The following is an 18361-nucleotide window of genomic DNA, read 5'->3' as shown; positions in this document are numbered from 1 at the left end:
AATCAATTTTATTTTTAAGCTAGCCCAACGTAACCTTTTATCCCAACAGAGGAGAAGGTTATGGCTGAACTGACATTAAGACATCATCGTAGCGTAGGACATCTGGTGCCGGGCCTGGCGCTAAGCGCTGCCGTGGCGGGCGTGGCGCTGTGGAGCGGCACCATCCCTGCCGTTTCCGGTGCCGGTTTTAGCGCCCTTTCGCTGGCTATTTTAATCGGGATGGTGCTCGGTAACACTCTTTATCCGCAGATTGGGCGGCCCTGCGAGAGCGGGATTGTGTTTGCCAAACAACACCTGCTGCGGCTGGGGATCATTCTGTATGGCTTTCGCCTGACGTTCTCGCAGATTGCTGACGTCGGCGTCAGCGGTATCGTGATAGACGTGCTGACGCTCTCCAGCACCTTTTTACTGGCGTGCCTGCTGGGCCAAAAAGTGTTCGGCCTCGACAAGCACACCAGCTGGCTGATCGGCGCAGGCAGCAGCATCTGCGGCGCGGCAGCGGTGCTGGCCACCGAGCCGGTTCTAAAAGCCGAGTCCAGCAAGGTCACGGTAGCCATTGCCACGGTAATGATTTTCGGCACGCTGGCTATTTTCCTCTACCCGGCCATCTACCCGCTGCTGGCCCACTGGTTTACCCCGGAAAGCTACGGCATCTACATAGGCTCGACGATGCACGAGGTTGCTCAGGTGGTTGCGGCAGGCCACGCCGTTAACCCGGAGACCGAGAGCGCAGCGGTCATCGCTAAAATGCTGCGTGTGATGATGCTGGCACCGTTTCTGATCCTGCTTGCTGCCCGCGTGAAGCAGCTGGCCCCGGCTAACGGCGGCCAACGCAGCAAGATTACCATTCCGTGGTTTGCGCTTCTGTTTATTGCCGTGGCGGTGTTTAACTCCTTTGGCCTGCTGCCGAAAGCTGCTGTCGATATGCTGGTGACGCTGGACACCCTGCTGCTGGCGATGGCCATGGCGGCGCTGGGCGTCACGACCCATGTTAGCGCAATTCGCAAAGCGGGCGCGCGGCCGTTGCTGATGGCACTGCTGCTCTTTATCTGGCTGATTGTCGGCGGCGGCGTCATCAACCTGGCGGTGCATTACGTCATGGCATAAATCACTACATTCTGCTGCGGCTAACCCGCTATCATACGCCTTTGCTTTTACCTGCGGGTTTTACAGGAGTAGTAGATGAAATTTATTGGCGCGCACGTGAGCGCGGCGGGCGGCGTGGCTAACGCCGCCGTGCGGGCGGCAGAGATCGGGGCCACTGCGTTTGCCCTGTTTACCAAAAACCAGCGCCAGTGGCGGGCAGCGGCGCTCAGTGGCGCAACCATCAACGAGTTTAAAGCCGCCTGTGAAAAACACCGCTTTGGTCCGGGCCAGATCCTGCCCCACGACAGCTATTTAATTAACCTCGGGCACCCGGTAGCCGAGGCGCTGGAGAAGTCGCGGGAAGCCTTTATTGACGAGATGCAGCGCTGCGAGCAACTCGGGCTGACCCTGCTGAACTTCCACCCCGGTAGCCACCTGATGCAGATCCCGGAGGAAGCATGCCTGGCGCGCATCGCCGAGTCGATCAACATCGCGCTGGATAAAACCGAGGGCGTCACGGCAGTGATTGAAAACACCGCTGGTCAAGGCAGCAACCTCGGCTTTAAGTTTGAGCATCTGGCGGCGATTATCGACGGCGTGGAGGATAAATCCCGCGTCGGCGTCTGCATCGATACCTGTCACGCCTTTGCGGCAGGCTACGATCTGCGCGGCAGCGAGGCCTGTGAAAAAACCTTTGCTGAATTCGAGCGGATCGTCGGCTTCCAGTATCTGCGCGGTATGCACCTCAACGATGCCAAAAGCGCCTTCGCCAGCCGCGTTGACCGCCATCACAGCCTGGGCCAAGGCAATATTGGCCACGAGGCCTTCAGCTGGATCATGCAGGATGCCCGCTTCGACGGTATTCCGCTGATCCTGGAAACCATTGACTCAGATATCTGGGGTGAAGAGATTGCGTGGCTGAAGGCGCAGCAGGTGCAGACAGCCACAGTTTGATGCGCGAACGCCAGACGTAAAAAAGGGCAGCCCGTGGGCTGCCCTTTTTGATCCCGCACGTGTTACGCGGTTTTCACTGCCATCTCTGCTTCCGGACGCTTCAGGAAGGCGTAGGCCAGACCCGCCAGCAGCGTACCGGCAACGATGGCCACCAGATAGCCCAGCACCGGTGTGATAGCACCCGGGATCAGCAGCACAAACAGACCGCCGTGCGGGGCCATCAGCTTCGCGCCAATCGCCATGGAGATCGCCCCGGTCACCGCACCACCCACGATACAGCAGGGGATCACACGCATCGGATCGCGCGCGGCAAACGGAATCGCCCCTTCGGAGATGAAGCATAGGCCCAGCACCAGCGCGGCTTTGCCACCCTCCTGCTGCCCCTTGTCGAACTTCTTACGGGCAACCATCGTTGCGATACCCATTGCCAGCGGCGGTACCATGCCCGCGGCCATAATAGCGGCCATCGGTGCGTAGGTCTGGGTACTCAGCAGGCCAACGCCAAAGGCATAGGCCGCTTTGTTAACCGGACCGCCCATGTCGGTACACATCATGCCACCAAGGATCGCCCCCAGCAGGACCGCATTCGCCGTACCCATGGTTTGCAGCCAGTGGGTCAGGCCGGTCAGGATGCCCGCAACCGGTTTACCGATCAGGTAGATCATCGCCAGGCCAACCACCAGGCTGGAGAAGAGCGGAATGATCAGGATAGGCTTCAGCGCTTCCATGCTCGGCGGCAGCTTCAGCTTCTGGCTGATCGCCTTCGCCACGTAGCCTGCGAGGAAGCCCGCAATGATACCGCCGATAAAGCCGGAGCCGGTGCTGACGGCCAGCATACCGCCAATCAGACCTGGGGTCAGACCCGGACGGTCGGCAATAGAGAACGCAATGTAACCGGCCAGCACCGGCACCATCAGCGCGAACGCCGAGCCGCCGCCGATCTGCATTAGCGCAGCGGCCAGGGTGTCAGGGGTTTTAAACGCTTCGATACCAAAAGCAAACGACAGAGCGATACAGAGGCCGCCCGCGACCACCATCGGCAGCATATAGGAGACGCCGGTCAGCAGGTGACGGTACGCGCCCGCGCCCTCTTTCTTCCCTTCCGTCGCCGCCTGGGCTTTGCCAGAAGGCTGGTAAGGCTTGGCTTCCGCCTGGGCTTTATCCAGCTCCTGCGCGGTTTTCTTCAGCGCCAGCCCGGTGGTGGTGCGGTACATCGGCTTACCGGCAAATTTCGCCAGGTCCACTTCGATATCTGCCGCCACGATCACCAGATCCGCCTCGGCCACCTCTTCCGGGGTGATGGCGTTGCCAGCCCCCACGGAGCCACGGGTTTCGACTTTTACCCACCAGCCGCGTTTTTTGGCTTCGGTTTCGATCGCTTCCGCCGCCATAAAGGTGTGTGCTACACCGGTCGGGCAGGCGGTCACCGCCACGATGCGCTTCACGCCACCGCTTGCCGCCGGAGCGGCTGCTGACGCAGTGGCAACCGGTGCGCTGTAGACCGCAGCATGGCTTTTCGCCTCGCTGAGGAACAGCTCCGGATGCGCGACGGCGCGGTTCACGTCGCCGAGCCACACTTTCTTGCCGGTCAGGGCGCTGTCGTTTGGCACGCTGGAGCCGAGCACGATCGCCAGCTCCGCTTCATTCGGGTTGTCGATGAATTGCAGATTTGCTTTTTGTGCCGCCGCACCCAGCAGGGTTTTCGCCATGTAAGCGCGAGCCTGTCCAAGCGCGGAGTCAATAATCAGCAGCGTTTTCATTATGCTCTCCTGCTGTTAGTTAAAAGGTTTTAAGTCAACACGCGCCATCATCGCGGCTAACTGGGTACGATCGGTAATGCCAACGTTACTCTGGCTCACGGCCAGCGCCGCGACTGCGGTCGCAAGGCGTAACGTATGCTCGCTGGACTCACGCATCAGCAGGCCGTAGATCAGCCCCCCAACCATCGAATCCCCGGCGCCAACGGTGCTTACCACCTCCATTGACGGCGGTTTGGCGATCCATTCGCCTGAAGCGTTAACCCACAGCGCCCCTTCTGCGCCCAGCGAGATCACCACGTGGGCAATTCCCTGCTCGCGAAGGGCATGAGCGGCTTCAATCACATCTTTCAGCTCGGGCAGCTTACGCCCGGCCCAGATCTCCAGCTCGCGACGGTTCGGTTTCACCAGCCACGGCGCGGCCTTCAGCCCGGCGACCAGCGCCTCCCGGCTGCTGTCAAAGATGATGCAAGGACACTGGCTACGCAGGCGCGTCATCCAGTCGGTAAAGGCTTCTGGACTCACGCCAGCTGGCAGGCTGCCGCTGACGCAGACCATATCGAACTGGCCCAGCCAGCTCAGGGAGTCGGCGACAAAGCGTTCCCAGTCCGCCGGCGTCACTTCAAAACCGGAGAAGTTGAAATCGGTAACTTCACTGTCTTTTTCGGTCAGCTTAACGTTGATGCGGGTACGGCCCTGCACCACCTGGAAACGGTTGGCAATGCCCAGCTCGCTGAACAGCTGCTGGAAGCCATCCTGGTTATCTTTACCGAGGAACCCGCCGACGGTGACGTCAATGCCTAAGTCTTTAAGCACTTTGGCAACGTTGATCCCTTTCCCTGCAGCATGCAGGCCGGTAGTCCGCACAAGGTTGACTTCACCGCGTTCAATTTCCGGGGTGAATCCGACCAGGTCATAGGCAGGGTTAAGGGTGATGGTAGCTACACGTCTGCTCATTATGCGCCCTCCCCCAGACCGGCTGCGATGGCGTCGCCAATCGCCTTCAGCGCCTGTTCAGCATCCTCGCCCTGGGCGGTAAAGCGCAGGCGATGGCCCTTCTTCACGCCCAACGCCACAACCTTCATCAGGCTGCGACCGTTGGCAGGCTTGCCGCTGCCGTCCAGATTGGTAACGGTAACGTCGCTGTTAAACTGTTTAATGGTGTTGACCAGCATCGTACCCGGACGGGCGTGCAGGCCATGCTCATTGCGTACGACAAACTCGGCGTTCAGCACGTCAGCCTTCAGCGCGTCATCGCTGGTCAGCAGCGCCAGCAGCGTGGCGGAATCAGCGGACAGCAGGCGATCGGCTTTATTCGCCAGCAGCATGTCAGCCAGACGCTTCAGCACCGCTTCCGGGCCGTTGTCGGTCATTGCAACGCTCACCAGCAACGCTGCGCGCTCGCCGTTCACGTCAAAGGCGTTTGCCGCCCGGCTGACGGCGATAGCGCTTTGCAGATTGCCTTCGGCGCTGTCGTTCAGCCAGATCCCCTGGCCGAGGTTCAGCGGCTGTTCGCTGATGGCGCGGGTCACGAAGTTTACGTCAACCGCCCCGGCCTCCTTCAGGCGTCCGGCGTTCAGCGCCTGGAGCGTCACCAGATCGCTGGCCGCGACGTCAAGGATCAGCGTTTCATTGTCCAGCTTCATGCCAGCGCTTTGCTTTTCACCCATCAGCAGGGCGCGCAGCTCTTCCGCGGTGGTAGCGGATTGCAGCTGGGCTGCGACGTCGTCGTCGCTCAGAACGTGGGTCAGCTGACGCAGCAGGCCCAGATGTTCGTCAGAGCTGGCCGCGATGCCGATAGCAACGTAGGCCACCTGCCCTTCCCCCCACAGGACGCCCTGCGGGAACTGGTAGACCTGCACCCCGGTTTTCAGCACCTGGTCGCGGGTATCGGTGGTGCCGTGCGGAATAGCGATGCCGTTGCCGAGGAAGGTTGAGGTCTGCTGCTCACGGGCAAGCATGCCAGCCACGTAGCCGTCAGCCACGTTGCCCGCCTGCACCAGCGCGCCCGCGATCTGGCGAATCGCCTCTTCTTTATTACCGGCCTGCTGGCCCGGATGGATGTCCTGAACGGATAACTGGAACATGAATCTCCACTCCTGCTGAACTTGAATCGTTTCAGCTAGCTGGTGAAATGGAGCGTCATCGATGCGGGAACGATCGCGCAGATGACGCTGAAACGTTTCACGAAGTCTTGCTCAGACCGCCTAAGGGATCAAGGAAACTCGTCATTGGGCTGCAAAAACTTAGAGCTAATGCACATTTCTTTAACACCTGCCGACGCGCTGCTGAACAAAAACCCGCTTTTAAGGCCATGTTTCAGCAACGTCAGCTTTAATGATAATTATTTCAAAATAGCGTTTTGATTTTTTGTGGCAAAATCCGGCGTGATGGCTGTCTATTTTTGCTCCAGCGGCGTAAACTCCGCGTCTCTCTATCCTAAACATTAGTAAAAGATGCAAACTTCCCCTGCTGACGCCGCCCACAGACCCGTTGATTTCACCTCTGCCGCATTCCTGATCGTTGCCTTTTTAACCGGTATCGCCGGGGCGTTACAGACCCCAACCCTGAGCCTGTTTTTAACCAACGAGGTCCAAGCTCGTCCGGCGATGGTGGGCTTCTTCTTCACCGGCAGCGCGGTGATTGGCATTCTGGTGAGCCAGTTTCTGGCCGGGCGATCCGACCGCAAAGGGAGCCGCAAAAATCTGATCGTTTTCTGCTGCCTGCTCGGTATGTTGGCCTGCGTGCTGTTTGCCTGGAACCGCAACTACTTTATTTTGCTGTTTATCGGCGTCTTTCTGAGCAGCTTTGGCTCTACCGCCAACCCGCAGATGTTTGCCCTCGCCCGCGAGCACGCTGACCAAACCGGCCGGGAAGCGGTGATGTTCAGCTCGATACTGCGCGCTCAGGTGTCACTCGCATGGGTCATTGGCCCGCCGCTAGCCTACGCCCTGGCGATGGGGTTTGGCTTTACCGCTATGTACCTCAGCGCGGGGGTCGCTTTTATCGTCTGCGGCGTGATGGTCTGGCTTTTCCTGCCTGCCATGCGCAAAGAGCCGCGCCTCGCCAGTGGCGTAGTAGAGGCCCCGCGCACCAACCGCCGCGATGCCTTGCTGCTGTTCACCATCTGCACCCTGATGTGGGGCACCAACAGCCTCTACATTATCAATATGCCGCTGTTTATCATTGATGAGCTGCACCTGCCGGAGAAGCTGGCTGGCGTGATGATGGGCACCGCCGCCGGGCTGGAGATCCCGACGATGCTGATTGCCGGTTACTACGCAAAGCGCTTCGGTAAACGCTTCCTGATGCGTATTGCGGTCGTGGGCGGCCTGCTGTTCTATATCGGGATGCTGACGGTGCATACTCCTGCCCTGCTGCTGGCCCTCCAGCTGCTGAACGCCATCTATATCGGCATTCTGGCGGGGATTGGCATGCTCTACTTCCAGGATCTGATGCCGGGCCAGGCCGGGGCCGCCACCACGCTCTATACCAACACCACGCGCGTAGGCTGGATCATCGCCGGTTCGCTGGCAGGGATTGTGGCAGAGCTCTGGAACTACCACGCCGTATTCTGGTTCGCACTGGTGATGGTGCTGATCGCCGCCGTCTGCCTGGCGCGGATTAAGGACGTTTAGGGTGCGGTTGCCGCTTCGAGCTCAAGCAGCCAGGTCATCGCCGCGTCGCGGCTGGTAAGGCACATCTCCCGCGACGGCTGTAGGCCGGAACAGACCTTCGGGCGCAGGGGCGAACCGAAGATGTTGCAGAGGTTATCCGCCGAGAGCTGAACGCAGCGCGTGTTGGCCGGTTTGCCGTTGGGCATCCCAGGAATAGGACTACTGATTGACGGGGCGGTACAGCAGGCTCCGCAGTCCGGGCGACACTCCATAAACGACTCTCTTTTAGCGAACGATCGCGCAGCAAATGCCGACCTTTTGCCGCACGCTAACACTTTTTGTAGTCAAGATGCAAAACCTGGCGAAGAGGCTTGCCAACTGCGCCCCTCGCGAGTACTTTGTCGCGATATTTTTTCCACTTTTCCCGCACAGGATCCATCATGGCAAGAGCGAACGAAATTAAAAAAGGTATGGTATTGAACTACAACGGCAAGCTGCTGATTGTTAAAAATATCGATATTCAATCCCCTAGCGCCCGCGGTGCAGCCACCCTCTATAAAATGCGTTTCGCCGACGTCCGTACCGGGATGAAAGTGGAAGAGCGCTTCAAGGGCGATGACATTGTAGATACCGTGACCCTGACTCGTCGCTTCGTTGACTTCTCCTACGTGGATGGCAACGAGTACGTCTTTATGGATAAAGAGGACTACACCCCGTATATCTTCACCAAAGAGCAGATTGAAGAAGAGCTGCAGTTTATTCCAGAAGGCGGTATGCCGGATATGCAGGTTCTGACGTGGGATGGCCAGCTGCTGGCGTTGGAGCTGCCGCAAACGGTGGATCTGGAGATTGTGGAAACCGCACCGGGCATTAAAGGCGCATCGGCCAGCTCACGCACCAAGCCGGCGACCCTGAGCACCGGTCTGGTGATCCAGGTGCCTGAATACCTGACGACCGGCGAGAAGATCCGCATTCACATCGAAGAGAGCCGCTACATGGGCCGCGCGGATTAAAACGCCACCCGGCATTAAAAATGCCGGGTGGCGGCGAACGCCTTACCCGGCCTACGTCAGACTTATAATAAATCGCGGAACATCACCTGCTTCAGCGCCAGCTCTACGCCGCGCACTTCCGCCATTCCCTTCAGGCGACCAATCGCCGAATAGCCCGGGTTGGTTTTCTTACGCAGATCGTCAAGCATCTGATGACCGTGATCCGGACGGAACGGGATCGGACGCAGGTCGCCCGCCTGTTTGCGGCGCTGCTCTTCGGTCAAAATCGCTTTCACTACCGACACCATATCCACGTCGCCCTGTAGATGCGCCGCCTCGTGGAAGGTTTTTGGATTCTCTTCCCGACAGGTCGAGCGCAGGTGGGTGAAGTGAATGCGATCGCCAAAGGTTTCCACCATCTTCACCAGATCGTTATCGGCGCGCACGCCGTAGGAGCCGGTGCACATAGTAAAGCCATTGTTGATGCTGTCCACGGTCTCTTTCAGCCACTGCATATCTTCAATGGTAGAGACAATGCGCGGCAGACCGAGGATCGGGCGCGGCGGATCGTCCGGGTGTACCGCCAGGCGCACGCCAGCTTCTTCTGCCACCGGAACAATGGCCCGCAGAAAGACGGCCATGTTTTCCCGCAGCTGCGCTTTATTGATGCCATCATACTCCGCCAGGCGAGCGCGGAACTGATCCAGGGTGTAGCCCTCTTCCGCTCCTGGCAGGCCAGCAATGATATTGCGGGTCAGCTTGTCGATTTCAGCCTCGCTGGCGTTGTCGAACCAGGCTTTGGCCTGGCGCTGCTCCTCTTCGCTGTAGTCCGCTTCTGCGCCGTTGCGCTTCAGAACGTGCAGCTCAAAAGCGGCAAAGGCGATCTGATCGAAACGCAGCGCTTTGGAGCCGTCCGGCAGCGCATACTCCAGATCGGTACGCGTCCAGTCGAGGATGGGCATAAAGTTGTAGCAGACGGTATCAATGCCGCAGGCGGCAAGATTACGGATGCTCTGCTGATAGTTGGCAATCCAGGTATCAACCTGACCGCTGTGGGTTTTGATCTCTTCGTGCACCGGGATGCTCTCAACCACCGACCAGGTTAACCCTTTTTCGGCCAGCAGCGCCTGGCGCTGTTTGATCTCTTCCACCGGCCAAACCTGACCGTTAGGAATATGGTGCAGCGCAGTGACCACGCCCGTTGCGCCTGCCTGACGCACATCATCAAGAGAAACCGGATCGTTCGGACCGTACCAACGCCAGGTGTGTTCCATCGCCTAACCTCACATAAAGTTGTTATACCAATATGGCTCATACAGATGACGACTACCATACATGTTTCCCGATTAGGGTCAATTGGTCCGCTAGCTTTGATTGATCCAGCTCACGTTCCGCAGATTTTTGAGGCACACCAATTTAATTTGCTGTCATATAACTTTACACTGCATTTTGTTAATTATTAGTTAATCAGGTGTATTGGTCATGAAAAATATTGCCTCTGTTGCCCTCGCGGACAGCGTTCAACGGCCAGAGTACGATCGTCAGGCGCTGCGCTCGCGCATTGTCCACTTCGGATTTGGCGCGTTTCATCGCGCCCATCAGGCGCTGTTAACCGATCGGGTGCTGAACGCCCGGGGCGGCGACTGGGGGATCTGCGAGATCAGCCTGTTTAGCGGCGACACCTTAATGACCCAGCTCCGGGAGCAGGATCATCTGTTTACCGTGCTGGAGAAAGGCGCAGAGGGCAACCAGGCCATTATCGTTGGTGCGGTAAAGGAGTGTCTTAATGCCAAGCTCGACTCGCTGGCGGCCATTATTGAGAAGTTTTGCGAGCCGCAGGTCGCCATTGTCTCCCTGACCATCACCGAGAAAGGCTACTGCATCGATCCCGCCACTGGCAAACTGGATACCCGCAACGAACGTATCATGCACGATCTGCAAAACCCGCAGGAGCCGCACTCCGCGCCGGGCATTCTGGTTGAGGCACTCTCCCGCCGCCGCGAGCGGGGCCTGCCTCCCTTCAGCGTTCTCTCCTGCGACAACATTCCCGACAACGGCCACGTGGTTAAAAACGCCGTGCTGGGGATGGCCCAGCAGCGCTCTGCCGAGCTGGCGTCGTGGATCGGCGAGCAGGTAAGTTTTCCCGGCACGATGGTCGATCGCATTGTGCCCGCGGCCACCGACGCCTCGCTGGCCGAGATTGCCGAGGTGCTGGGGGTAGAAGATCCCTGCGCTATCAGCTGTGAGCCGTTTATCCAGTGGGTGATTGAAGATAACTTCGTCGCCGGGCGTCCTGAGTGGGAAGCCGCAGGCGTGCAGATGGTCGACGACGTCCTGCCCTGGGAGCAGATGAAGCTGCGGATGCTCAATGGCAGCCACTCCTTTTTAGCCTATCTCGGCTACCTGTCAGGCTTTGCCCACATCAACGACTGTATGGCCGACGCGCATTTCCGCGCCGCTGCCCGCCGTCTAATGCTGGATGAGCAGGCACCCACGCTGCGCATTACCGGCGTCGATCTCACTGACTATGCCGAGAGCCTGCTGGCGCGCTTTGCCAACCCGGCGCTACAGCATCGCACCTGGCAGATTGCGATGGACGGCAGCCAGAAGCTCCCCCAGCGCATGCTGGAGAGTATTCGCCTGCATCTGGAGCGTGGAACCCCCTGGTCGCTGCTGGCGCTGGGCGTCGCGGGCTGGATGCGCTACGTCAGCGGCGTCGATGACGCGGGCAACGCTATAGACGTGCGCGATCCGCTGGCGGCCACCTTCCGCGAGAAGGTCGCCCAGAGCAGCGAGCAGGAGCGCGTCACCGCCCTGCTCTCGCTCAGCGAAATCTTTGCCAGCGACCTGGCGCAAAACCCGGCCTTTGTCTCCGGTATCGAAACGGCCTGGCAGCGCATCGCCACCCAGGGCGCGCATCAGGCAACGATCGCTACGCTACAGAATTAACTTTTCCTGCCTTTACCGCGGACGGAAAATGCTCCCGTCCGCGTTGACCCTTCTCTTTTCACTCTTTTTTCGCCAGGATGATGAGATCGTTTTTACGCCTTTTATCGGGCGGGACTATTTCTGGAGTGAATGTGACTAAGACCAATTTAATTACCGGCTTCCTGGGCACCGGCAAAACCACCTCTATATTGCATCTGCTGGCAAACAAGCCAGAGGGCGAGAAGTGGGCCGTGCTGGTCAATGAATTTGGTGAAGTCGGCATCGACGGCGCGCTGATGGCGGAGAGCGGCGCACTGCTCAAAGAGATCCCCGGCGGCTGCATGTGCTGCGTCAACGGCCTGCCAATGCAGGTGGGGCTGAATACCCTGCTGCGCCAGGGTAAACCCGATCGCCTGCTGATTGAGCCCACCGGTCTGGGCCATCCGAAGCAGATCCTCGATATCCTGACGGCGGAAGTGTATGAGCCGTGGATCGACCTGCGCGCCACCCTCTGCCTGCTTGATCCGCGCCAGCTGCTGAATGAAAAAGCAGTCAGCAACGAGAACTTCCGCGATCAGCTGGCGGCGGCGGATATTATCGTGGCGAATAAAAGCGATCGCGCCACCTCGGAAAGCGAGGCGGCGCTGGCCCAGTGGTGGCAGCAGTTCGGCGGCGATCGCCAGCTGCTTACCGCCACTCAAGGTGAGATTGACCCGGCGCTGCTGGATCTGCCTCGCCGCAACCGTCGCGCGCTGCCCGTCAGCGCCGAGCACAGCCACGGCCACGCGGAGAAAAAGGGGCTAGCGGCGCTGAACCTGCCCGCCCACCAGCGCTGGCGGCGCAGCCTGAACAGCGGTCAGGGTCATCAGGCCTGCGGCTGGATTTTTGATGCCGAAACGCAGTTTGATACCGTGGGCATTCTGGAGTGGGCGCGCCTGGCCCCGGTTGGACGGGTCAAAGGCGTGATGCGCATTGCCGAAGGGCTGGTACGTATCAATCGCCAGGGCGACGATTTCCATATTGAGACGCAAAGCGTTGCCCCGCCGGACAGCCGCATTGAGCTGATTGCGGAGGGTGACGTGGACTGGAATGCGCTTCAGTCCGCTCTGTTGAAGCTTCGTTTAGCGGATAGCGATTAACGTTGCGGCTTTAGAATCTGCCGTGATGGAATAATGAAAAATCGACTGCCGCTTATATTACTGCTTAACATTGCCGGGCTGGCCCTGTTTTTATCCTGGTACCTGCCCGCTAATCATGGGGCGTGGTTTACGCTGGACTCCGCGATTTTTCATTTTTTCAATCATCTGCTGGTGGAGAGCCGCGCCTTCCTGTGGCTGGTGGCCATCACCAATAACCGGGGATTTGACGCCTGCTCGCTGCTGGCCATGGGCTGCGTGATGCTCGCATTCTGGCTAAAAGCCGACGGCGCGGGCCGCCAGCGCATTGTGGCTATCGGCCTAACGATGCTGCTCACGGCGCTGATCGTGAACCAGCTGGCGCAGCACCTCTATCCGGTTAAACGCGCCAGCCCTACCCTCTATTTCAGCGATATCTGGCGCGTGAGCGAACTGTTAGACATATCCACTAAGGACGCCTCTAAAGACAGTTTCCCTGGCGATCACGGCATGATGCTGCTTATTTTTTCCACATTTATGTGGCGCTATTTTGGTGGCAAAACCTTCGCGGTTGCCCTGATTATTTTTGTGGTCTTTGCCTTCCCACGGGTAATGATTGGCGCGCACTGGTTTAGCGATATCGCCGTAGGATCCCTTTCTGCGGTACTTATTGGCCTGCCGTGGATCCTGCTTACGTCGTTAAGTGACAAAGTCATTTCACGCTTTAGCCATTACTTGCCTAATAAAAATATACAATTTAATAACATTTAAAAAACCAATATTAACACTGGACATCAGGGATTCATTAGGATCCCTGACACAAATTTTTACCTCTCGCTGCAGTTTGTCATCTTTTTGTCATTTAATTTTGTTTACAAATTAGTAAGTTGAATGGTTTTTAAGCTAAATCGCACACTTTTCACCCAAATCATTTTTTTCACTTTGTCTATCATAATTTCTTATAAAAAATCCTATAAAACTACTCGCAATGGGGGATACGATCGGTTAATCTCGATGACGTTTCGCCCCACAGAGATAAATATTCCCGCTGTGAATTAATTTGTGCGTTTCTCCACAGATTTGACCAAGAGGAATTGTCTCTCAGTGCGCAAGTAATTAGTCTCGTCACGTTTGGCATTTTATAACGATTATTTATCGTTAAGGACTTCAAGGGAAAATAAGCAACATGGTCAAATCTCAACCGTTCCTGAGATATCTCTGGCGGGCTATCCCCGCGATTGCAGTAGCGGCACTGCTTTCAGCTTGTTCGACAAATACCGCAAAGAATATGCACCCTGAGACGCATGTTGTGGGCATGGAAGATGCCTCTTCACTGCAAGCCTCTCAGGATGAATTTGAAAGTATGGTTCGTAATCTCGACGTTAAATCGCGAATTATGGATCAATACGCCAGCTGGAAAGGCGTGCGTTACCGTCTTGGCGGTGATACCAAGCGCGGCATCGACTGCTCTGGTTTCGTACAGCGCACTTTCCGTGAACAGTTTGGCTTAGAGCTGCCGCGTTCGACCTACGAACAGCAGGAGATGGGTAAATCGGTTTCGCGCACTAGCCTGCGTACCGGCGACCTGGTTCTCTTCCGCGCGGGCTCTACCGGCCGCCACGTTGGCATCTATATTGGCAATAACCAGTTTGTTCATGCGTCCACCAGCAGCGGTGTGATGATCTCCAACATGGATGAGCCATACTGGAAGAAGCGCTACAATGAAGCGCGCCGCGTTTTAGCTCGCAGCTAATTCGTACCCGGCAAACTTCTCGGGATCGGTTTTCCCTTGGCCGGTATCGCGAAAACATAATAATAAATGAAAGCGTTGCTCCGGCAGCGCTTTTTTTTGCCCTGTTGCCAGGCAAATTCTACCCAGTGCAATAGCGCGCGAATGATATTCACAATATCCTCAAGGTCACTTATCATTTACTGAATCTTAGCGCTCGGTAAAAGGACACTGCCTGATGACGTTTGCGCGCCTCTCTGCTCTGCTGTTGGCCCTGATCTGCTTTACCTGCCAGGCACAGGCTATTAAAGAGAACTATGCCTTCGCCGTCATTGGCGAACCGAAATACGCTATCGACTTTACCCACTTTGACTATGTGAACCCGGCGGCCCCCAAAGGCGGCAACGTAACGCTATCGGTGATTGGCACGTTCGATAACTTCAACCGTTTTGCCCTGCGCGGCAATGCCGGCGTGCGCACCGAGTCGCTCTATGACTCGCTCTACACCACCTCCGACGATGAACCCGGCAGCTACTATCCGCTAATTGCTGAGGTCGCACGCTATGCCGATGACTATTCGTGGATGGAGATCGCCCTCAATCCCCGCGCCACCTTTCACGACGGTTCGCCCATTACCGCCCGCGACGTCGCCTTCACCTTCCATAAATTTATGACTGAAGGGGTGCCGCAGTTCCGCCTGATCTATAAAGGCACAACGATGGAAGCCATCGCCCCGCTCACGGTGCGCATCAAGCTGGCGAAGCCGGGCAAAGAGGATATGCTCAGCCTGCTCACCCTCCCGGTAATGCCGGAGAAGTTCTGGAAAAATCACAAGCTCAGCGATCCCCTCGCCACTCCGCCACTGGGCAGCGGGCCGTACCGCATTACCACATGGCGCATGGGCCAATACATTGTCTACAGCCGGGTGAAGGACTACTGGGGAGCTAATCTGCCGGTTAACAGCGGCCGCTGGAATTTCGATACGATCCGCTACGACTACTATCTCGACGATAATGTCGCCTTTGAAGCCTTTAAGGCGGGCGCATTCGACATGCGTACCGAAGGCGATGCCAAGAACTGGGCCACCCGCTACAGCGGTAAAAACTTCAGCAATCACCAGATTGTTAAACAGGAGCTGAAGAACGAATCGGCACAGGATACGCGCTGGCTGGCATTCAATAACCAGCGCCCGCTGTTTAGCGACCGCCGCGTACGCGAGGCGCTTACCCTCGCCTTTGACTTTGAGTGGATGAACAAGGCGCTGTTCTATAACGCCTACAGCCGCACCAACAGCTATTTCCAGAATACCGAGTACGCCGCGCGCGGTTATCCGGATGCGGCAGAGCTCACCCTGCTCGCCCCGATGAAGGCCGACCTGCCGCCGGAGGTATTTACTCAGATCTATCAGCCACCGGTGTCAAAGGGCAACGGCTTCGACCGCGCTAACCTGCTGAAGGCCAGCACGCTGCTGGATGATGCGGGCTGGGTGCTGAAAAACCAGAAGCGGGTGAACGTTAAAACCGGCAAGCCCTTTAGCTTTGAACTGCTGCTGCCCGCCGGGGCTAACAATCTGTGGGTAATGCCGTTTCAGCACAGCTTAAAGCGTCTTGGGATCGTCATGAACGTTCGCCAGATAGATAACTCCCAGCTGACCAATCGTCTGCGCAGCCGCGACTTTGATATGATGCCGCGCACCGTGCGCGCGACGCCGTGGCCCGGTACCGACCTGCAAATCTCCTGGGGGTCGCAATACCTTGATTCCACCTATAATACGCCTGGCGTCAGCAGCCCGGTGATCGACGCCCTGCTGGGGCAGATCGTTGCCAACCAGGGGAATAAAGAGAAGCTTGTGCCGCTCGGGCGCGCGCTGGATCGCGTCCTGACCTGGAACTACTACATGCTGCCGATGTGGTTTATGGCGGCCGATCGCCTTGCGTACTGGGATAAATTCTCCATGCCCGAGGTGCGCCCGATCTACTCCCTCGGGTTTGATACCTGGTGGTATGACGTAAATAAAGCGGCAAAATTGCCTGCCGACAGGCGCTAAGGAGTATACGAGACGATGGGTGCCTATCTGATCCGCCGCCTGCTGCTGGTGATCCCCACCCTGTGGGCGATCATCACCATCAACTTTTTTATTGTCCAGATCGCGCCCGGCGGGCCGGTGGACCAGGCGATTGCCGCCATTGAGTTCGGACAGCAGGGCGGCATGCCGGGCGGCGGCGGTGAAGGCATGGGCGCTACCCACGCCCGCACCGGGGTCGGCAACGTGGGTGAAGGCCAGTATCGCGGCGCACGCGGGCTGGATCCGGAGGTGATCGCCGAGATCACCAAACGCTACGGCTTTGATAAGCCGCTATACGAACGCTACTTCACCATGCTGTGGAACTACGTGCGCTTTGACTTTGGCGACAGCCTGTTTCGCAGCGCCTCGGTGCTACAGCTGATCAGAGACAGCATGCCGGTCTCTATTACCCTCGGGCTATGGGGAACGCTGATTATCTATCTGGTGTCGATCCCATTGGGGATCCGCAAAGCGGTCTACAACGGCAGCCGCTTCGATATCTGGAGCAGCGCGTTTATCATCATCGGCTACGCTATTCCCGCCTTTCTGTTCGCTATCCTGCTGATTGTGCTGTTTGCAGGCGGCAGCTACTACGATCTCTTCCCGCTGCGCGGGCTGGTGTCCGCCAACTTTGACGCTCTGCCCTGGTATCAAAAAATAACCGACTACCTGTGGCATATTACCCTGCCGGTGCTGGCGACGGTGATCGGCGGCTTCGCGGCGCTGACCATGCTGACAAAAAATTCGTTTCTTGATGAGATCCGCAAGCAGTATGTGGTGACCGCCCGGGCGAAAGGGGTGAGCGAGCGGGCGATCTTACGTAACCACGTCTTCCGTAACGCCATGCTGCTGGTGATCGCCGGTTTCCCGGCCACCTTTATCAGCATGTTTTTTACCGGCTCGCTGCTGATCGAGGTGATGTTCTCCCTCAACGGCCTTGGCCTGCTGGGCTATGAGGCGACCGTGTCGCGAGACTATCCGGTGATGTTTGGTACGCTCTATATTTTCACGCTGATTGGTCTGCTGCTGAATATCCTGAGCGATATCAGCTATACGCTGGTCGATCCGCGTATCGATTTTGAGGGTCGCTGATGCGTCGATTAAGCCACGTCAACCAGGCCCGCTGGGCGCGCTTTCGCCATAACCGCCGCGGCTACTGGTCGCTGTGGATCTTTGCGGTGATTTTCGTCCTCAGCCTCGGCTCAGAGCTTATCGCTAACGATAAGCCGCTGCTGGTGCACTATCAGGATCGTTGGTATGCCCCGGTGCTCAAGGATTACAGCGAGACCGCCTTTGGCGGCGCGTTTGCCACCCCGGCCGATTATCAGGATCCGTGGCTGCAACAGCAGATTGCGACTCACGGCTGGGCGCTATGGGCCCCGATCCGCTTTGGGGCCACCAGCATTAACTTTGCGACCGATACGCCTTTCCCCTCTCCCCCTTCGGCGCAGAACTGGCTAGGGACCGATGCCAACGGCAGCGACGTGCTGGCGCGCATCCTCTACGGAACGCGGATCTCGGTGCTGTTTGGCCTGATGCTGACCCTCTGCTCCAGCGTGGTTGGCGTGCTGGCCGGAGCGTTACAGGGTTACTACGGAGGTAAAATCGACCTCTGGGGCCAGCGTTTTATTGAGGTCTGGTCGGGGATGCCGACGCTGTTTCTGATCATCCTGCTCTCCAGCGTGATCCAGCCAAACTTCTGGTGGCTGCTGGCGATCACGGTGATCTTCGGCTGGATGAGCCTGGTGGGCGTGGTGCGGGCGGAATTCCTGCGTACCCGCAACTTTGACTATATCCGCGCGGCACAGGCGCTAGGGGTGAGCGATCGCGGGATTATCTTCCGCCATATGCTGCCGAACGCCATGGTGGCCACCCTCACCTTCCTGCCCTTTATCCTCTGCGGCTCTATCACTACCCTGACCTCGCTCGACTTTCTCGGCTTTGGCCTGCCGCTGGGTTCGCCTTCGCTCGGAGAGCTGCTATTACAGGGTAAAAATAATTTGCAGGCTCCGTGGCTAGGTATTGCCGCCTTCCTGTCGGTGGCGGTGCTGCTTTCGCTACTGATCTTTATTGGCGAAGCCGTGCGCGACGCGTTTGATCCCAACAAGGCGCTCTGAT

The 18361-nt window shown here is 57.9% G+C and carries 16 protein-coding genes; 11 read left to right on the top strand and 5 right to left on the bottom strand.

The window, feature by feature from the left end:
• The first annotated feature begins 60 nt into the window (after window positions 1–60).
• Both EV102420_RS05135 and nfo read left to right on the top strand, forming a co-directional pair.
• Window positions 61–1107 carry a YeiH family putative sulfate export transporter gene (locus tag EV102420_RS05135; RefSeq protein ID WP_042389701.1) on the top strand — a complete coding sequence of 349 codons (1047 nt, stop codon included), beginning with the start codon at window positions 61–63 and terminating at the stop codon, window positions 1105–1107.
• A gap of 75 nt (window positions 1108–1182) precedes the next feature.
• Window positions 1183–2040, top strand: a complete 858-nt coding sequence (gene nfo, locus EV102420_RS05130) for a deoxyribonuclease IV (RefSeq protein ID WP_042389699.1) — start codon at window positions 1183–1185, stop codon at window positions 2038–2040.
• Window positions 2041–2102: 62 nt separating this feature from the next.
• On the opposite strand, the gene fruA is transcribed toward nfo, so the two are convergent.
• The 3 genes from fruA to fruB are packed head-to-tail and all read right to left on the bottom strand — an operon-like array spanning window position 2103 to window position 5884.
• The gene (gene fruA, locus EV102420_RS05125; protein WP_042389697.1) at window positions 2103–3800 is read right to left on the bottom strand and encodes a PTS fructose transporter subunit IIBC; all 1698 of its coding nucleotides are present in this window, start codon (window positions 3798–3800) and stop codon (window positions 2103–2105) included.
• A 15-nt stretch (window positions 3801–3815) separates the two neighbouring features.
• Window positions 3816–4754 (bottom strand): 1-phosphofructokinase, encoded by a 939-nt coding sequence (fruK, locus tag EV102420_RS05120; protein ID WP_042389694.1) that lies wholly within the window; start codon window positions 4752–4754, stop codon window positions 3816–3818.
• Window positions 4754–5884 (bottom strand): fused PTS fructose transporter subunit IIA/HPr protein, encoded by a 1131-nt coding sequence (fruB, locus tag EV102420_RS05115; protein WP_042389693.1) that lies wholly within the window; start codon window positions 5882–5884, stop codon window positions 4754–4756. The genes fruK and fruB overlap by 1 nt, the downstream gene beginning before the upstream one ends.
• 369 nt (window positions 5885–6253) lie before the next feature.
• Here fruB and setB point away from each other — a divergent pair, with 369 nt between their 5' ends.
• Entirely contained in the window at window positions 6254–7435 is a 1182-nt protein-coding gene (setB, locus tag EV102420_RS05110; RefSeq protein ID WP_042389691.1) for a sugar efflux transporter SetB, read from the top strand.
• On the opposite strand, the gene EV102420_RS05105 is transcribed toward setB, so the two are convergent.
• Entirely contained in the window at window positions 7432–7686 is a 255-nt protein-coding gene (locus tag EV102420_RS05105) for a YkgJ family cysteine cluster protein (RefSeq protein ID WP_042389689.1), read from the bottom strand. The genes setB and EV102420_RS05105 overlap by 4 nt on opposite strands.
• A 168-nt stretch (window positions 7687–7854) precedes the next feature.
• On the opposite strand from EV102420_RS05105, the gene yeiP reads away from it, so the two are divergent.
• Entirely contained in the window at window positions 7855–8427 is a 573-nt protein-coding gene (gene yeiP, locus EV102420_RS05100) for an elongation factor P-like protein YeiP (RefSeq protein ID WP_042389687.1), read from the top strand.
• A gap of 62 nt (window positions 8428–8489) precedes the next feature.
• On the opposite strand, the gene uxuA is transcribed toward yeiP, so the two are convergent.
• Window positions 8490–9680: a mannonate dehydratase gene (gene uxuA / locus EV102420_RS05095; protein WP_042389685.1), complete on the bottom strand. Its 1191-nt coding sequence runs from the start codon at window positions 9678–9680 to the stop codon at window positions 8490–8492.
• Between the two features lie 208 nt (window positions 9681–9888).
• Here uxuA and EV102420_RS05090 point away from each other — a divergent pair, with 208 nt between their 5' ends.
• The 7 genes from EV102420_RS05090 (at window position 9889) to EV102420_RS05055 (ending at window position 18360) form a co-directional block, all read left to right on the top strand.
• Complete coding sequence (locus tag EV102420_RS05090; RefSeq protein WP_042389683.1) at window positions 9889–11355, top strand: mannitol dehydrogenase family protein; 1467 nt, start codon at window positions 9889–9891, stop codon at window positions 11353–11355.
• A 131-nt stretch (window positions 11356–11486) separates the two neighbouring features.
• Complete coding sequence (locus tag EV102420_RS05085; RefSeq protein ID WP_042389681.1) at window positions 11487–12473, top strand: CobW family GTP-binding protein; 987 nt, start codon at window positions 11487–11489, stop codon at window positions 12471–12473.
• A gap of 33 nt (window positions 12474–12506) precedes the next feature.
• Window positions 12507–13220 (top strand): phosphatase PAP2 family protein, encoded by a 714-nt coding sequence (locus EV102420_RS05080; RefSeq protein ID WP_042389679.1) that lies wholly within the window; start codon window positions 12507–12509, stop codon window positions 13218–13220.
• 415 nt (window positions 13221–13635) lie between these two features.
• Window positions 13636–14202, top strand: coding sequence for a bifunctional murein DD-endopeptidase/murein LD-carboxypeptidase (gene mepS / locus EV102420_RS05075; RefSeq protein WP_042389677.1), 567 nt, complete (start codon window positions 13636–13638; stop codon window positions 14200–14202).
• Window positions 14203–14416: 214 nt separating this feature from the next.
• On the top strand, window positions 14417–16225 hold the full coding sequence (locus tag EV102420_RS05065; protein ID WP_042389673.1) for an extracellular solute-binding protein: 1809 nt from the start codon (window positions 14417–14419) through the stop codon (window positions 16223–16225).
• Between the two features lie 15 nt (window positions 16226–16240).
• Complete coding sequence (locus EV102420_RS05060) at window positions 16241–17335, top strand: microcin C ABC transporter permease YejB (RefSeq protein ID WP_042389671.1); 1095 nt, start codon at window positions 16241–16243, stop codon at window positions 17333–17335.
• Window positions 17335–18360 carry a microcin C ABC transporter permease gene (locus EV102420_RS05055; RefSeq protein ID WP_042389669.1) on the top strand — a complete coding sequence of 342 codons (1026 nt, stop codon included), beginning with the start codon at window positions 17335–17337 and terminating at the stop codon, window positions 18358–18360. The genes EV102420_RS05060 and EV102420_RS05055 overlap by 1 nt, the downstream gene beginning before the upstream one ends.
• Window position 18361: the final 1 nt, after the last annotated feature.

Origin of the sequence: Pseudescherichia vulneris NBRC 102420, assembly GCF_000759795.1 — a bacterium.
In the GTDB taxonomy this organism is placed as follows: Bacteria; Pseudomonadota; Gammaproteobacteria; order Enterobacterales; family Enterobacteriaceae; genus Pseudescherichia; species Pseudescherichia vulneris.
This window is presented reverse-complemented; position numbering and strand designations above follow the sequence as displayed.

Coding starts and splice junctions, on each gene's coding strand:
- mepS (WP_042389677.1), top strand. CDS start 13,636: ATGGTCAAATCTCAACCGTTCCTGAGATATCTCTGGCGGGCTATCCCC.
- setB (WP_042389691.1), top strand. CDS start 6,254: ATGCAAACTTCCCCTGCTGACGCCGCCCACAGACCCGTTGATTTCACC.
- EV102420_RS05080 (WP_042389679.1), top strand. CDS start 12,507: ATGAAAAATCGACTGCCGCTTATATTACTGCTTAACATTGCCGGGCTG.
- yeiP (WP_042389687.1), top strand. CDS start 7,855: ATGGCAAGAGCGAACGAAATTAAAAAAGGTATGGTATTGAACTACAAC.
- EV102420_RS05055 (WP_042389669.1), top strand. CDS start 17,335: ATGCGTCGATTAAGCCACGTCAACCAGGCCCGCTGGGCGCGCTTTCGC.
- fruA (WP_042389697.1), bottom strand. CDS start 3,800: ATGAAAACGCTGCTGATTATTGACTCCGCGCTTGGACAGGCTCGCGCT.
- EV102420_RS05060 (WP_042389671.1), top strand. CDS start 16,241: ATGGGTGCCTATCTGATCCGCCGCCTGCTGCTGGTGATCCCCACCCTG.
- nfo (WP_042389699.1), top strand. CDS start 1,183: ATGAAATTTATTGGCGCGCACGTGAGCGCGGCGGGCGGCGTGGCTAAC.
- fruB (WP_042389693.1), bottom strand. CDS start 5,884: ATGTTCCAGTTATCCGTTCAGGACATCCATCCGGGCCAGCAGGCCGGT.
- EV102420_RS05090 (WP_042389683.1), top strand. CDS start 9,889: ATGAAAAATATTGCCTCTGTTGCCCTCGCGGACAGCGTTCAACGGCCA.
- EV102420_RS05065 (WP_042389673.1), top strand. CDS start 14,417: ATGACGTTTGCGCGCCTCTCTGCTCTGCTGTTGGCCCTGATCTGCTTT.
- EV102420_RS05105 (WP_042389689.1), bottom strand. CDS start 7,686: ATGGAGTGTCGCCCGGACTGCGGAGCCTGCTGTACCGCCCCGTCAATC.
- EV102420_RS05135 (WP_042389701.1), top strand. CDS start 61: ATGGCTGAACTGACATTAAGACATCATCGTAGCGTAGGACATCTGGTG.
- uxuA (WP_042389685.1), bottom strand. CDS start 9,680: ATGGAACACACCTGGCGTTGGTACGGTCCGAACGATCCGGTTTCTCTT.
- fruK (WP_042389694.1), bottom strand. CDS start 4,754: ATGAGCAGACGTGTAGCTACCATCACCCTTAACCCTGCCTATGACCTG.